At 52.9% G+C, this 12,876-nt stretch carries 17 protein-coding genes; 11 read left to right on the top strand and 6 right to left on the bottom strand.

The window, feature by feature from the left end; translation table 11 throughout:
• Positions 1 to 5 precede the first annotated feature (5 nt).
• From ACQUWM_RS07280 to ACQUWM_RS07260, 5 genes are all read left to right on the top strand, one after another.
• Positions 6 to 776 carry a hypothetical protein gene (locus ACQUWM_RS07280; protein WP_428921681.1) on the top strand — a complete coding sequence of 257 codons (771 nt, stop codon included), beginning with the start codon at positions 6 to 8 and terminating at the stop codon, positions 774 to 776.
• A 414-nt stretch (positions 777 to 1,190) separates the two neighbouring features.
• Positions 1,191 to 2,387, top strand: coding sequence for a hypothetical protein (locus ACQUWM_RS07275; protein WP_428921680.1), 1,197 nt, complete (start codon positions 1,191 to 1,193; stop codon positions 2,385 to 2,387).
• Positions 2,388 to 2,477: 90 nt separating this feature from the next.
• Positions 2,478 to 3,995: an LA2681 family HEPN domain-containing protein gene (locus ACQUWM_RS07270; protein ID WP_428921679.1), complete on the top strand. Its 1,518-nt coding sequence runs from the start codon at positions 2,478 to 2,480 to the stop codon at positions 3,993 to 3,995.
• Positions 3,996 to 4,096: 101 nt separating this feature from the next.
• Positions 4,097 to 4,678, top strand: coding sequence for a hypothetical protein (locus ACQUWM_RS07265; protein WP_428921678.1), 582 nt, complete (start codon positions 4,097 to 4,099; stop codon positions 4,676 to 4,678).
• 31 nt (positions 4,679 to 4,709) lie between these two features.
• Positions 4,710 to 5,081 (top strand): hypothetical protein, encoded by a 372-nt coding sequence (locus tag ACQUWM_RS07260; protein ID WP_428921677.1) that lies wholly within the window; start codon positions 4,710 to 4,712, stop codon positions 5,079 to 5,081.
• A 123-nt stretch (positions 5,082 to 5,204) separates the two neighbouring features.
• Here ACQUWM_RS07260 and ACQUWM_RS07255 read toward each other — a convergent pair whose 3' ends face one another.
• Entirely contained in the window at positions 5,205 to 6,137 is a 933-nt protein-coding gene (locus ACQUWM_RS07255) for an AraC family transcriptional regulator N-terminal domain-containing protein (protein ID WP_428921676.1), read from the bottom strand.
• A 196-nt stretch (positions 6,138 to 6,333) separates the two neighbouring features.
• Between ACQUWM_RS07255 and ACQUWM_RS07250 the strand changes: the two genes are divergently transcribed.
• Both ACQUWM_RS07250 and ACQUWM_RS07245 read left to right on the top strand, forming a co-directional pair.
• Positions 6,334 to 7,419, top strand: coding sequence for an aldo/keto reductase (locus tag ACQUWM_RS07250; protein ID WP_428921675.1), 1,086 nt, complete (start codon positions 6,334 to 6,336; stop codon positions 7,417 to 7,419).
• Between the two features lie 82 nt (positions 7,420 to 7,501).
• Complete coding sequence (locus ACQUWM_RS07245; protein ID WP_428921674.1) at positions 7,502 to 8,053, top strand: YdeI/OmpD-associated family protein; 552 nt, start codon at positions 7,502 to 7,504, stop codon at positions 8,051 to 8,053.
• Positions 8,054 to 8,063: 10 nt separating this feature from the next.
• Here the strand turns inward: ACQUWM_RS07245 and ACQUWM_RS07240 are convergent, their stop codons facing one another.
• Both ACQUWM_RS07240 and ACQUWM_RS07235 read right to left on the bottom strand, forming a co-directional pair.
• Positions 8,064 to 8,660: a glutathione S-transferase family protein gene (locus ACQUWM_RS07240; protein ID WP_428921673.1), complete on the bottom strand. Its 597-nt coding sequence runs from the start codon at positions 8,658 to 8,660 to the stop codon at positions 8,064 to 8,066.
• A 13-nt stretch (positions 8,661 to 8,673) separates the two neighbouring features.
• Complete coding sequence (locus tag ACQUWM_RS07235; protein ID WP_407002207.1) at positions 8,674 to 9,126, bottom strand: VOC family protein; 453 nt, start codon at positions 9,124 to 9,126, stop codon at positions 8,674 to 8,676.
• Between the two features lie 134 nt (positions 9,127 to 9,260).
• Here ACQUWM_RS07235 and ACQUWM_RS07230 point away from each other — a divergent pair, with 134 nt between their 5' ends.
• Positions 9,261 to 10,265, top strand: coding sequence for a LysR family transcriptional regulator (locus tag ACQUWM_RS07230; RefSeq protein ID WP_428921672.1), 1,005 nt, complete (start codon positions 9,261 to 9,263; stop codon positions 10,263 to 10,265).
• On the opposite strand, the gene ACQUWM_RS07225 is transcribed toward ACQUWM_RS07230, so the two are convergent.
• The 3 genes from ACQUWM_RS07225 to ACQUWM_RS07215 are packed head-to-tail and all read right to left on the bottom strand — an operon-like array spanning position 10,255 to position 11,162.
• Complete coding sequence (locus ACQUWM_RS07225; RefSeq protein ID WP_407002205.1) at positions 10,255 to 10,506, bottom strand: bacteriocin immunity protein; 252 nt, start codon at positions 10,504 to 10,506, stop codon at positions 10,255 to 10,257. The two genes, ACQUWM_RS07230 and ACQUWM_RS07225, sit on opposite strands and share 11 nt — an antisense overlap.
• A 7-nt stretch (positions 10,507 to 10,513) precedes the next feature.
• Positions 10,514 to 10,771 carry a bacteriocin immunity protein gene (locus tag ACQUWM_RS07220; RefSeq protein WP_407002204.1) on the bottom strand — a complete coding sequence of 86 codons (258 nt, stop codon included), beginning with the start codon at positions 10,769 to 10,771 and terminating at the stop codon, positions 10,514 to 10,516.
• Positions 10,772 to 10,787: 16 nt separating this feature from the next.
• Positions 10,788 to 11,162, bottom strand: coding sequence for a bacteriocin immunity protein (locus ACQUWM_RS07215; RefSeq protein ID WP_428921671.1), 375 nt, complete (start codon positions 11,160 to 11,162; stop codon positions 10,788 to 10,790).
• A 322-nt stretch (positions 11,163 to 11,484) separates the two neighbouring features.
• Here ACQUWM_RS07215 and ACQUWM_RS07210 point away from each other — a divergent pair, with 322 nt between their 5' ends.
• The 3 genes from ACQUWM_RS07210 (at position 11,485) to ACQUWM_RS07200 (ending at position 12,837) form a co-directional block, all read left to right on the top strand.
• Positions 11,485 to 11,919: a GFA family protein gene (locus ACQUWM_RS07210; protein WP_428921670.1), complete on the top strand. Its 435-nt coding sequence runs from the start codon at positions 11,485 to 11,487 to the stop codon at positions 11,917 to 11,919.
• 67 nt (positions 11,920 to 11,986) lie between these two features.
• Complete coding sequence (locus ACQUWM_RS07205) at positions 11,987 to 12,451, top strand: GNAT family N-acetyltransferase (protein ID WP_428921669.1); 465 nt, start codon at positions 11,987 to 11,989, stop codon at positions 12,449 to 12,451.
• 68 nt (positions 12,452 to 12,519) lie between these two features.
• On the top strand, positions 12,520 to 12,837 hold the full coding sequence (locus ACQUWM_RS07200) for an antibiotic biosynthesis monooxygenase family protein (protein WP_428921668.1): 318 nt from the start codon (positions 12,520 to 12,522) through the stop codon (positions 12,835 to 12,837).
• Positions 12,838 to 12,876: the final 39 nt, after the last annotated feature.

Below are 12,876 nucleotides of genomic sequence, written 5' to 3'. Positions count from 1 at the left end.
TATCGATGGATACATGGATTGAAATGACCTCAACGATGGAAAAAGATATCAATGAGACAATTGATGCGTGTTATCCCTATGACTGGGAAGAAAACCACATTACAAGGTCGGTGTTGGCAGCAATACAATCTACCTTTTCTAGTCGCCGCTATTTGCGTGGTGTTGAGAACGTCTCTGTAAGCATTGAGAGCTATAAGTTAGATGGGAAATACGAAACCCACTTTGGTGATATTGTTTTTCTAATACAGATAGCACGCAAAGGTGAGAAGCCAATAGTCGGTGCCGCCTTTTTAGAAGCCAAGCGCCGCGACCTGAAATCAATCCGCTACTCTGAGATTAAAGTACCGCAGGCACGTCGAATCCTCCGCGTGGCTCCCCGTGCTTTTTACATTCTTTATGACTATGAATTCACGACTCGTTTCGTGACACAGGAGGGCTATTCTCCTTGGACAACCCCAAGAAGCCCGATGCTTGCTCGAGGCGTCGAGTACGCGCAGGTTGCTCGTGTTCTGGCCACTCCAATTAATGCCGCTTTGGCTAGTGGTAGTAAAGATATTGGACTATACAATCAAGCTCTACCGTTCACCGCGCAGTTCATGTCGCGCTACCTGTGCGGATTAGATTTAGAGTATGAACCAGAGGCGTTGGCAGTTGCTGCTGGGTGGAGAGAGAAGAAGGGATTGCCTAAACGAATAGTGCGTGTTGACGTTTATGAGGGACGCGAGCCACCTGAACCGATCAAAGTAAATGACAATCTGTACCACCAAGAGGGCTGAAAATAGATTTAACAATCGGCTGCACAGCGACCGATTTCCGCCGCTTCGCGGCTCCAAATCGGCGCATGAGCCGGGCGTTGAGGCTGTAGGAAAAGGTCGAAGGTCCATCCCGAGCTGAAAACGATCAATAAATGAGCTAAAAATAGGACCTATTCTTAAATTCTGGAGCACTCACGATCAAAAAACGCTTTCAGATTTCACGTAGGAGCGCGATCAGACAAAGGGGCGGGACTTTTTCTACAGCCTTGTATGGATAATTTTTCCGTGTTTTGGGTAAATTGAGGCCCACCCTCAGCGGCCACTGAGGCAGCTCGATACAACCCTGGTACTCTCTGAGAGAGACCGTTAACAAGTCCGTGCGCTGCATGACTCGTTAGAGCCACGGCAATCGAATATAAATGGTAGGGAGTGAACATGTCAGAAGAAACAGAAAAAGCTGAACCAAAGCAGCGTGGTCCAAAGTCGGGCAAAAAGAAGATTTCGACGGCTGACCTCCCGAAAAAAACATTGGAGGAATGTCTTGTCGTCATTAATCCGATTCACGAAATATACGCAGGTGGATCGGCGACCTGGGATGAAATTGCAGGAGCAATGAATGCTGGCCCCAAATCCCCCAATACTAAATACCTAATATGGGCCGCACAGGCATACGAATTAATTCTCAAAGATGGTGAAAAATTTCATCTATCCGAAACTGGCCGAAAACTGCTCGCTCCGAACTACCCAGAAGAGAAGTCGGAAGCAGCGATTAAGGCAGTGCGCATACCTACAATTCCTAGCAAGTTTTATTCTGACTATGATGGAAAGCTTATTCCAGATGACGAGTTTCTAAACAATGTCCTAGAAAATCGATATTCTGTACCTCGCGATCGCGTCGAAGAAGCTAAAGGCATAATAATTTCCAACGCGGAGTACGCTGGGATAATTCTTGAACACTCCGGCGGAAAAAGGACCATCCGACTGGATGGGGCGGTTAATAGCACCACGAAAAAATTAATAGAGAATGAAGAGAAACAGGATATTGCCGAAGAAGAGCAACAAGAGGTTGATGCTGCACCCATTGACGATATCGATGATGACTCGGCCGATATTTCAGACACAGAAAAACTATGTTTTTATATTACTCCAATTGGGGAGGAATCATCTTCAGAGAGAAAACATGCAGATATGCTTCTTAAGCACCTCGTCGAGCCTGCTTTCTCTAAGTTCGGGATCAAGGTTGTAAGAGCTGACAAAATTGGACGTTCTGGGCTAATTTCCCAACAAATATTCGAGCATATAGTTTCCAGCAAATTTTGTGTGGCTGATCTTTCATTTGGGAACCCAAACGCTTTTTATGAATTGGGTGTCAGACACATGACAAAACTACCAACCATCCAAATAATACGAAAAGGAGACAAGATTCCGTTCGACGTGGCCCAAGGTCGCACAATAGTCATTGACGTTTCGGACATTTATACCTTGATGGACAGAATGGCGTCGGCTAAGAACGAGCTGATTGAGCACATAAAGAACTACCTAAGCCCGTCTGACAATAATAGGAGTGAGGATAATCCAATCAGCATTTACCTGCCAGGGTTACAGGTCAAACTCCCCAAAATTGAAGGTTGAATGCTCTAAAAATCGCATGTTGGCGGACATGGACTTCCCCCAGTGTAGTGGACATGCATGCTGGCTGCCGTTAGATTTTCAGGAGGCTTAGTGGAATTAGCTGAGCAAGCGGAAAGTCTGAATCACTTGGTCGACGAGAACCCGCGCGAAGCTATTCGTCAAGCGCTGGAGCTCTCCGGGAATATCAACATTGATTTGTTGAAGGCAGCCATTCTGGTTGACGCTGGAGGGTTGCTAAAGGACTTTGATTCAGTTTTTAAAGGAGTAGAAATTTTTCGGTTTGTTGTCGGCAAGTGTAAAGAAAACTCGGAGCTAAACTATAATTTGGCGAATGGCCTTCATGCTCTTGCCTTGTCTACGAGCTACGAAGGGTATAGTTGGTATGGAGTAACTGAAAAGTATCGATTAGAGGCCCGGCAGCTGTTCTATAAATCAGCGATTGATGCGGAAGCATCTTCTGATACCCGATCTCAATCCTTTACTAATTTGGGTAATCTTCTTTGGTCATCTTATCGGTGGGTTGAAGCATATGATTTTTATTCTCAAGCCTTAGAGGAAAACCCGAAAAATGCCGTCGCAAGCTCAGGTGCCTTGAAAATGCTGAGATATGCATTAGGGCAAGGCTTAGGTGACCCTGATTTGGTAAAAGCAGAGATCGAACATCTTGCATCTCACATTAATCAGAATATTGACACCATACATGCATACTCGGGTGAGTATGGGGTGAACGGAATAATGGGCGAAATAACCAATATTCGTCCATCTAGAAAATCGGACCAAGAGGTTCAGGTCGATAGCTACGAGAGATTTGTCATAAAGAACAATCTGACGCTCTCGCCCACTATTCACTCACATTCGCATAATTCTGAACACTGGGACAATATTAATATATCTTCGGTAACCTCTCCTTCAGGGTCAGAATTCGGTGTCCCTGAGATTTTTGCGATGGTCAATGTTATCAAATCTGATTACATTCTAGCCAGGCAAATATTTTTCCATGCGTGCAACGACCACTTCAATGAAACTGCCAACTATAATGACACCCTTGATTATGCTAGCTACGGCATAAATGAGTCAGCCTTAGCTTTAGCACAACGTAGCGCCCTAGATATCCTTGATAAAATTGCTGTGGCATCGCTCTCTTATCTCAAGGTCAGTAGTGCGAAGGACGCGTCTATGAAGAACGCTTGGTTTAAGAAACCCGAGAAAGGCCAAAAAACGAGAGAATTCGATCCGATAATTAAAGCGGAAATTGAAAATGGTAATACGGCACTTTTGGCACTGACAGAGGTTTCTAGAGACCTATCGAACAAACAAGGTTTTTTGTCGAAAAAACAGAGCTCAAGAAACTCCTCGACGCATCGATTTACTGTTCTTCACGACATGGGGATCCCACGAGAAAAAGGTACCTCCGGGTGTGTTGAACACTTTGACCTTGAAGAGTTTACCCATGAGTCCCTTTCTACGTTGAAGTTGACTAGGGCCGCAGTGGTTTATTTCGTGCAAATGGTACTGATTAGAGAAAGGAGGATTTCCGAGGAAACGGGCGAAGTGACTGTGCCTCTATTCGTGCCTTCTCATGAGTATATTCGCGGGGGCGACGAGTAGTAGTCTAACAATACGCGTCACACGGATGTCCTTTTCTCCGCTTCGCTCCAAAAAGGCAACCGGTGCGCTCTGCGTTGGGCGTCGAACTAGGTAACCATGATATGAAAATTGGCGACTTCCTTTATTTTGCTCCCAACATCCGTTTCTCCCAGGTTGACCTCAGCGGCGAGCAACTTCCGAGGCAGTATGCCTCTCGTGTCGAAGGGTTCTACCTGACGCCAGCTGCTTTGTTGGCTGATTCAGGTCACGGCTTTGCGTCCGGCCTGCTTGTACTAACAGCCATTGATGCCTTGGCTAGACTCTCTCGCGAAGAGGAGCGCGTTGGAGCCCGTGTTAAGGCTTGGCTAGGCAACGAACTAAGGGGGCTTCATAATCCGCGACAGGCAGATGCTCTTTACTCGGAAGTTAGGAATGGGCTTGTTCATGAGGCAAGGCTAAAGGCGGGCGTAGAGTTCTCTCTTGAACAAGAAACGCTTGTAAATGAAGGGCCGGTGGTGAGCTTCAATCCTCGGATACTGCTAAGCGAGGTTCGAGAGGCTCTCTCTAGGCTGGTTGACCAATTGGAGTCGGATGCCGCCGCTCGACAGGCTTTCCTTGACAGACTAAAAGAGGAGTTCGTTTTTGAACTTCAGGGGTTGAGAGGCGCAAATCGCCCAACAAGGCCATCCAGCCGACGCGGCTGATGACTAGCGTTATGTTTCTGAGAGGAAGACGATGTTTAAAACCATTACCTTTATAGGATTTCTCACGTTGAGCATTGCCCTCAATGTGCATGCAGATGACAGCGCTCGGATTGATCGACTGGAGAAGCAAGTCCAAGAACTGAAGATTCAGGTATCGAACCTAGAATCCCTGCTCAGTGATCAAGATGAAGCCCAGGAATTCGTGGCGAATGGGGATGCCTGGAAATCAATCGCAAACTGGAGAAAGCTCTCAACAGCAATGGGTTATGATGATGTTGAAAGAATTCTCGGCAAGCCTGAGCGAGTGGATGGAGGTAACCTTGCGCATTGGTATTATCCAAACCGCGCAGAAGTTGTCTTTATTCGTGGGAAGGTCGAGTCATGGTCGGAACCAAGACAATAATTCATAATAAGGCCATTAAGGTTGTTCCGGGCCGAAGGCTCTCGGTAATCCCCCATTTTTAACGAAGTTCAAAAGTAGACCACAGGCCGCCATGGCCAATTTCTATTGAGGGGTAATCCCACCTCATACCCCACTCTCAATCGCCACGCTAGACCGCATCACGGCCTTATCCCGGCCCGGTGGTGCACCAAACAGCTTGCGGTAATCGCGGCTGAACTGGGACGGGCTTTCATAGCCGACCTGGTAGCCAACACTCGCCACTTCCTGATCGCTTAACAACAGCCGCCGGGCTTCCTGCAAGCGCACCAGCTTCTGGAATTGCACGGGCGTTAACCGGGTGATGCTCTTGAAATGCCGGTGAAAGGTCGCCGGGCTCATACTCGCCATTGCCGCCAGCTCAGCCACCCGGAAGGGCTGTTGGTAGTTTGCCTGCATCCAGGCCGTTACCCGGCCAATGCGGGCGGTGTCGCTGTCCTTCAGGCCGATCTGCTGCAGGGCCGGCCCCAGCGGCGACCGCAATACACGCCAGCAGATTTCCCGGCGGACAAGCGGCTCCAGCACTTCACGGTCATCCGGTTGATCGAGCAACCGCAGCAGGCGGATGACAGGATCGTACAGCTCATCCGGCATCCCGGCCGTGACCAACCCCGGCTGTTTGGGGCCCCGGTACGCCATTTCCGGATGGGTCACCAGCAGCTCGGAAATCATTGCCGGATCAATCGACAGGCTCAACGCTAGATACGGTTTATCGGGGGCGGCCTGCACGATCCGGGAGTTCACCGGCACATTGACGGACGCCAGCAGGCACTCGCTCTGTCGATAATGAAACGCCGACTCTCCAACCGCCGTCACCTTGGCCCCCTGCACTACGATGCAGAACGAGGTCTGGTAAAGGGCCCGGATGGTGCCGCTGGGTTCCAGGGCGCGGGTCAGGCGCAAACCGTCGATCGCGTTCTCCGGGCCATGGGTCAGCCATTGCTGCTCGACAAGATCACGGAGCCGACTCAGGGATGGGTTGGCCGGTTGCATTGGAATGACGTTGGGCTGGGCGGTCATGATGGTCTCCTGTTCTGGTGGAATCATAGACTGTCCGGCGCCGCACTTCAGCAGGGGCATCCCCGGGCTGATACCAGGTTGAGAGGATTGTGCAATCCTCTGAGAGGTTCCGCCAGCCCGATTGGCCTTGCGTCACCTAGTATGAACCCACGGTCCTGCCCTGGCAGGTTCTTCCACAATGAAGAGGTGATCGGCTATGACAACTCCCAACCTACCCCAATCCCCCCATGACGCGCCCCTGCGCCTGAGAACGCTGGGCAACTCGGGTCTGTTTGTATCGGAACTGTGCCTGGGCACCATGACCTTCGGCGGCGGGGACGACATGTGGGGGCTGATCGGCCAGTTGCAGCAGGAACAGGCTGATGAGCTGATGAAGACCGCTCTGGAGGCGGGCATCAACTTTATCGATACCGCCAACGTTTATGGGGGCGGTGCCAGTGAACGCATCGTAGGCCAGTCCCTGAAGAATCTGGACGTCCGCCGCGAAGATGTCGTACTGGCCACCAAGGTGCTCGGCCCGATGGGCGACGGCCCCAATGCCCGCGGCGCCTCCCGTGGCCACATCATGAGCGAGTGCAAGGCCAGCCTGCAGCGACTGCAAACAGACTATATCGATCTGTACCAGATCCACGGCTTCGACCCGGCCACGCCGATGGAAGAAACCCTGGAGGCGCTGAACACCCTGGTGCAGCACGGCCACGTCCGTTACGTCGGCCTGTCGAACTGGGCCGCCTGGCAGGTGATGAAAGCCGTTGGTATTACCCGGGCCCGCCGCCTGTGCCCGATTCTGTCCTTGCAGGCCTACTACACCCTCGTGGGCCGGGATCTGGAGCGGGAAGTGATCCCCATGCTGGAGTCCGAAAACATCGGTCTGATGGTGTGGAGCCCGTTGGCGGGCGGCTACCTTTCCGGCAAGTACGAAGGGCCGGACGTCTCCGAGGAAAACCGGCGCGCCAAGTTTGATTTCCCGCCGGTCAACCGGGAGCGTGGCAGCGCGGTCATCGCCGTGATGCGGGAGATCGCCGCCGGCAAGCAGGTCGACGGCCAGCCCGTCAGCGTGGCTCAAACCGCGCTCGCCTGGCTGCTGCACCAGAACGCGGTGACCAGTGTCATTATCGGCGCCAAGCGGGTCGACCAGTTACGGGACAATCTCCTGGCGGCACAAATCCGGTTCTCAGCCGACGAACTGGCGGCCCTGGATGAGGTCAGCCGCCTGCCGGCGGAGTATCCGGGCTGGATGCTGGAGCGACAGGGGGAGTATCGGGCGCATAGGCAGGGGTGATGATTTGAGTTCACTCTTTGTCAGGAGTCTGGTATCCATTTAGAGTCTTATCAATCAGGGCAGATTGAGCTTCGAGGATCCCATGACGCAACAAGACACAAGGTCTGAGTTCAACGAGCGGCTGCTTCGGCCGAAGGAATCAGGTAGCGGCGGTACGTGGGCTTTCATCGTTCTGCCCAGAGAGGCAAGCGCAAAGCTCCCGAGGCGTGGTCGGGTCACTGTAATGGCAGCGATTAACGGGCACGGTTTCCAGGCCTTGCTCGAGCCGGATGGCCAGAAAAGTCACTGGCTGCGGATTGATGAAGATCTGCTTGAAGCTTCACACGCACGAATCGGGGACGAGGCCCACTTCGAAATCGCGGCCGTGGAGCAAGAGCCTGAGCCGGAAATACCTGCTGACCTGGCGCAAGCTCTGGAAGCTGCCCCTGAATCCCTGGCTACGTGGAATTCAACAACGCCAATCGCACGCCTCGATTGGATTCATTGGATTACGTCGGCCAAACAGGCAAAAACCCGCGTGAAGCGCATCAACGATGCATGTGACATGCTCGCCTCAGGCAAGAAGCGGGTCTGCTGTTTTGATCCATCGGGGTTCTACAGCAAGGCATTCAGTGCGCCGCAGATTGAGGAATAGACACGTCCAGTTACTCGATGCCCGGCATGGTGATGTATCCCGGCAGCGCCTTGATACGGTCGATCCACGCCCGGATCGCTGGGTAGGGTTCAAGCAACACGCCCCCTTCCCAGCCAACGGCGATGTAGGGGAACACGGCGCAGTCCGCGATGGTCGGACGGCCCAGGGCCAGCCAGGCGTGCTCGTTCAGGTGCTGCTCGATCAGGGGCAAAACTTGGGCACTGACGTTCAGTGCGTGCGCCTTGTCCATTGGGTATCCAAACTTGTCCACCAGCCGGGCGACGTTTGGGCCGTTGTGGATTTCGTTGGCAGCGGTGGACAGCCACTGCATGATCTCGCCCTGGTGGGCGGCCGCATCTGGCCACCACTGATGGCCGCCATACTGGCGTGCCAGGTACACCAGGATCGCCTGGGAATCCCGCAGCACCAGGTTCCCGTCGGTCAGTACCGGCACCTGGCCCCAGGGGTTCAGGTCAATGAACGGTGAGCGCTTGTGGGCGCCGCCGGGCAGATCCACCGGTTCCCGTTCCAGCTCAATGCCCGCCAAAGCGGCAAACAGACGAACTTTGTAGCAGTTACCGGAGAGTTCCAGGTCGTACAGTGTCATGGTCGGTTCCTCCTCAGGATGTGGGTGTGTGGCTTGATATGTCGTCGTGGGGCGCCGGTTCAGGCAGCAGCTGGTTGAACTCCAGCACGTTTCTGTCCGGGTCGCGGATGAACAGGGTGATCCGACGCGGGCCAAGGCGATGGATGCCTTCGGTGATGGGAATGCCCGCCTGATCAAGCCAGTCCTTCAGGGCGTAGAGGTCGTCCACCACAAAAGCCGGGTGGGTGACGCCGGGCAGCTTGATCGGCTCGTCCAGAAGGACATTCCTGCCGTGGGGCAATCGCGTGGCATTGAAAATCAGGTTGATACGTACGCCATCGGTCGTTTCCATTTCATTGGCCTCGTATTGGCCGAAACGACGCACCTCCTGGAACCCGAGTTGCTCATAGAAAGCGACCGCCTCCTGACGATCGCTCACCCGGATACCGACATGGTCATATTGATGAATGCGCTGAGGTTGTTTCATGGCTGACTCCGTAGGGGTGACGTTGTGTTGCCAGTAAACGCCTCTACACGGATTCAATAAATGCCGCGGACCTGTTAGGTTTATTCAGGTTTTTGCACAAATCCCCTGTGAGCGGCTGCGGAAGGTATCTGACAATGGACAAACTCAAGGCCATGAGCACCTTTGTCGCCATTGTCGACGAGGGCAGTCTGTCCGCCGCCGCCAACAGACTGGACCGGTCCCCGGCCGCTGTGGTGCGGACCCTTGCCACACTGGAAAAGCACCTTGGCGTTCGCCTGCTGAACCGCAGCACCCGTCGCATTGCGTTAACGGACGAAGGCCGTGATTACCTGCTGCACAGCCGGCAAATACTTGCGGATATCGAGGCGATGGAGGTCCGGCTCGACAGCTGCCGTGCCAACCCGGCCGGCAAGCTGAGGATCACTGCCCCGGAAACGTTCGGACGCCTGCACCTGGCGCCGTTGCTGAACCAGTGGCTCAAGCAGAATCCTGGCATGAGCGCTGAACTGACCCTGGACGATCATATTGTGGATATGATCGAGCAGGGGTTTGATCTGGCGCTGCGTATCGGCCATCTCGCCGATTCTTCTCTGGTGGCTCGGGTGGTCGGTAGCACTCCATACGTAATCTGTGCGAGTCCGGCATTGATCGGGCAGATGGGAATGCCCACCCACCCCAGGCAGTTGTCAGACTGGCCGACTGTGTGCTTCGACCCCTCGGGAGAGGTATGGCAGTTTCAGGTAGATGGGGAGCCCTGGGAGCAGCGCGTCCATCCCGTTGTCAGTGTCAACAGGATCGAGGCAGGGCTTGACGCCGCCCGGGACGGCCTCGGCCTCTGCCGGGTGCTGGGTTACCAGGCGCAGAAAGACGTTGAATATGGCACGTTGGTACCGGTCCTGGCCGACTACATCATGTCGGAACTGCCTGTGCAGTTTGTTTTCCCCCACAGCCGCCTGCTGTCACCGAGGGTACGGCACTTTCTGGAATCGGTGGTGGAACCGTTGCAGCAACGCATTAAGGCCATACCGGTGGAGTGGAATAAAGGAGGGTTTGCTGCTTTGATCCATCGGGGTTCTGCAGCAAGGCATTCAGTGCACCGCAGATTGAGGAATAGAAAAGTCGAGCAGCCTAACCTTTGAAACTGGGCAATCCGTTGCGGGCGCGCCATTCCGCAACAATCTCTACGATACGCTCAGGCGTTGAATCCTCAGGATTCTCAGGGTAGAAAATCAGGTCAGATCCATCTGGGTGCTGTGATAAATCCTCGAACTGGTCGACGAGTTCATCGTGGGTATCCCGACGCCCCTTCACATCAAAGATTTTCTCCAGAAGACTGAGGAATTCCTCTCGAGTCATGTCTTCAATTCGGATGCTGCCCATATTGGATTTATGCCCTGAAACAGGCTTTGCCCTGTTCTCGATACCACTTTTTTAGTTCGTCGATCACACCCTCGGGTGAATCATCGCGATTGCCAGGCGGGTAGAAAATCAAATCACTTTTCTCGGGGTGCTCGATGATCTCATTGAAGCGTTGCACGAACTCATATTCCTCAGCTTCCGTCATATCGCCGTCCCAGAATTCCTTGAGGATTTCCAGAAACTCGTTCTCCGAGTATTCGATTAAATGCCCCTTATCCAGCTTCATATGGGCTTCCCATGTATTAGCTCAATAAGCCGGGCAATCCGTTCCGGGCGCGCCATTCTTTGACGGTTTCAAGGATTCGCTTTGGCGTTGCGTCAGCCGGATTCTCTGGGTAATAGATCAAATCAGACCCCGACGGGTGTTCCGTAATCTGGATAAAGTGCTCCAGTAACTGATCCTGATACTCCTCCGACCCATTGGCCTCAACTATGTCGACCAATAGCTCAAGAAACTCCGATTCCGTGTAATCACTGAACTGGTTTTTAACCTGGTGGCGACTGACGCCGCTGGGAAGCAAACTGGCCAACTCTTTTTCAGGGCACTGATCCCTTTGGCCTTCAATCATCAACGCTTCGTGGAGCGCAAGCGAATGCGGGCTAACAATTTTAGTCACGTCCATGTTCTCGCAAAGGTTTGTTAATCGGCAGTTCCATGCCTAAAGGTGCCCCCAATTTACTGAATTTTCTGCCCTGGTCCAAGTCCCGGCCAGGACGCCCCGGAACCAGCCCCTCACCTCATCGCAGGGGGTTCTCCGGACAATCGCACTTCGTGATTACGTTGTGATATTACAGAATATTACCCATCGGCATGGCACGCCTTTAATTTTCCCACTATTTTGTTGGTTGGTTTGAACACAAAAGCGTAATAATTCAGCGGTCACGTTTCTGTAGTCAGTGTGACCGCTATCCAATTGCTGCATTCAGGGAGATGGACCTTTGAGCAACCTAACAGGGAAGTGTTTGTGCGAAACGGTGAGCTATGAAATTGAAGGGCGACTCGGCCCTATTTTCAATTGTCATTGCTCCAAGTGCCGGCGGTGGCACGGTGCTGCTTTCCGCACTCGCGCCTCGATTCGTAGTGATCAGTTTCGGTGGCTGTCAGGAGAGCACAATCTCACACCGTATGCCTCGTCTGAGAACGTCACCAAGTACTTTTGCAAGACGTGTGGCTCGCCTTTAATCAGTACCTATAAAGATCGTCCGGAAGTTGTCGGCATCCCACTTGGTGGTCTGGAAGGTGACATCGATGATGAGCCCGAGGCGCATATTTTTACAGGTTCAAAGGCAAGCTGGCATCAAATCACAGATTTGCTGCCACAGTTCGACAACTGGCCAGACAGTGAGTCCCGGGTCAGAGAGACAAAGGCATAACCATGCCAGTCACGGCTACGGCATTGGCCCCATTAACACTGGCGTCACACGGCGACAGCCATGCCTTATGAGTTCGGTAAAATTAAGGGCACTTCAACAAAAAGATAGAGCAGCTGTTGTGTCGATGCTGGGAGATTCCAGGGTGATGAGGTTTCTGGGACCTCGTCGCCCGCTTACGGAAGATGAGGCGGTCTCCTGGTTCAGAAGTGCGCTCGACAATCCTTCCCGGTTTGTTATCGCGGAGGCTGATACCGATGAATTCATTGGGTTCTGCGGCATCAAAGAAATCAACGATGTGCTCGATTTTGGTTACTTCATCAGATCGGAGTCCTGGGGAAAAGGCATTGCCGCCAAGGCCTGTAAGTTAGCCGTTGAAAAGCTGGCCACAGAGGTGGATTTAGAGGCGGTCCAGGTTTTCATCGCCGAGGATAACGTAGCCAGCCAGAAAGTAGCCGAAAAATTGGGTTGGCAAGTAAAACAGGTTGGTTACAAGGATGGAGAGCATGGCCGATACTACCGAATCACTCTGTAACCGGGAGCAATTTATTAGTCCTCAGCCTTTGTGATCCCTGTCAGGGCATTCAATATTCGGAGAAATTCATGTCTGAAATCGCCAACACCCCCAAACCTCCCTATTACGCCGTCATTTTCACCAGCCACCGCACGGACGGTGACAACGGCTACGCCGAGATGGCTGAAAGAATGGCGGAGTTAGCTGCCGAGCAGCCAGGCTTTTTGGGCATGGAGTCCGCCAGGGAGAATCTGGGCATTACGGTTTCCTACTGGGAAAGCCTTGAGGCCATCCGCAACTGGAAGATGAACGCTGAGCATCAAGAAGCCCAGCGGATTGGTCGTCAGCAATGGTATTCCAGCTTTCGGGTCCGGATAGCGAAGGTGGAGCGTGAATACGGTATTTAACCCATCACTCAGGGAACGGACATGACCGCACAGAACGTT

The organism is Marinobacter sp. DUT-3 (assembly GCF_050379435.1).
Lineage (GTDB): Bacteria > Pseudomonadota > Gammaproteobacteria > Pseudomonadales > Oleiphilaceae > Marinobacter.
Note: the sequence above shows the minus strand (reverse complement) of the source record. Positions and strands in the feature narration are given on the sequence as shown.

Excerpts from the sequence above, each read along its gene's own strand:
- ACQUWM_RS07240 (WP_428921673.1), bottom strand. The coding sequence starts at position 8,660 with ATGACACTGTACGACCTGGAACTCTCCGGTAACTGCTACAAAGTTCGT.
- ACQUWM_RS07225 (WP_407002205.1), bottom strand. The coding sequence starts at position 10,506 with ATGGGCAGCATCCGAATTGAAGACATGACTCGAGAGGAATTCCTCAGT.
- ACQUWM_RS07245 (WP_428921674.1), top strand. The coding sequence starts at position 7,502 with ATGACGCAACAAGACACAAGGTCTGAGTTCAACGAGCGGCTGCTTCGG.
- ACQUWM_RS07255 (WP_428921676.1), bottom strand. The coding sequence starts at position 6,137 with ATGACCGCCCAGCCCAACGTCATTCCAATGCAACCGGCCAACCCATCC.
- ACQUWM_RS07200 (WP_428921668.1), top strand. The coding sequence starts at position 12,520 with ATGTCTGAAATCGCCAACACCCCCAAACCTCCCTATTACGCCGTCATT.
- ACQUWM_RS07275 (WP_428921680.1), top strand. The coding sequence starts at position 1,191 with ATGTCAGAAGAAACAGAAAAAGCTGAACCAAAGCAGCGTGGTCCAAAG.
- ACQUWM_RS07250 (WP_428921675.1), top strand. The coding sequence starts at position 6,334 with ATGACAACTCCCAACCTACCCCAATCCCCCCATGACGCGCCCCTGCGC.
- ACQUWM_RS07220 (WP_407002204.1), bottom strand. The coding sequence starts at position 10,771 with ATGAAGCTGGATAAGGGGCATTTAATCGAATACTCGGAGAACGAGTTT.
- ACQUWM_RS07265 (WP_428921678.1), top strand. The coding sequence starts at position 4,097 with ATGAAAATTGGCGACTTCCTTTATTTTGCTCCCAACATCCGTTTCTCC.
- ACQUWM_RS07280 (WP_428921681.1), top strand. The coding sequence starts at position 6 with ATGGATACATGGATTGAAATGACCTCAACGATGGAAAAAGATATCAAT.
- ACQUWM_RS07205 (WP_428921669.1), top strand. The coding sequence starts at position 11,987 with ATGAGTTCGGTAAAATTAAGGGCACTTCAACAAAAAGATAGAGCAGCT.
- ACQUWM_RS07235 (WP_407002207.1), bottom strand. The coding sequence starts at position 9,126 with ATGAAACAACCTCAGCGCATTCATCAATATGACCATGTCGGTATCCGG.
- ACQUWM_RS07260 (WP_428921677.1), top strand. The coding sequence starts at position 4,710 with ATGTTTAAAACCATTACCTTTATAGGATTTCTCACGTTGAGCATTGCC.
- ACQUWM_RS07230 (WP_428921672.1), top strand. The coding sequence starts at position 9,261 with ATGGACAAACTCAAGGCCATGAGCACCTTTGTCGCCATTGTCGACGAG.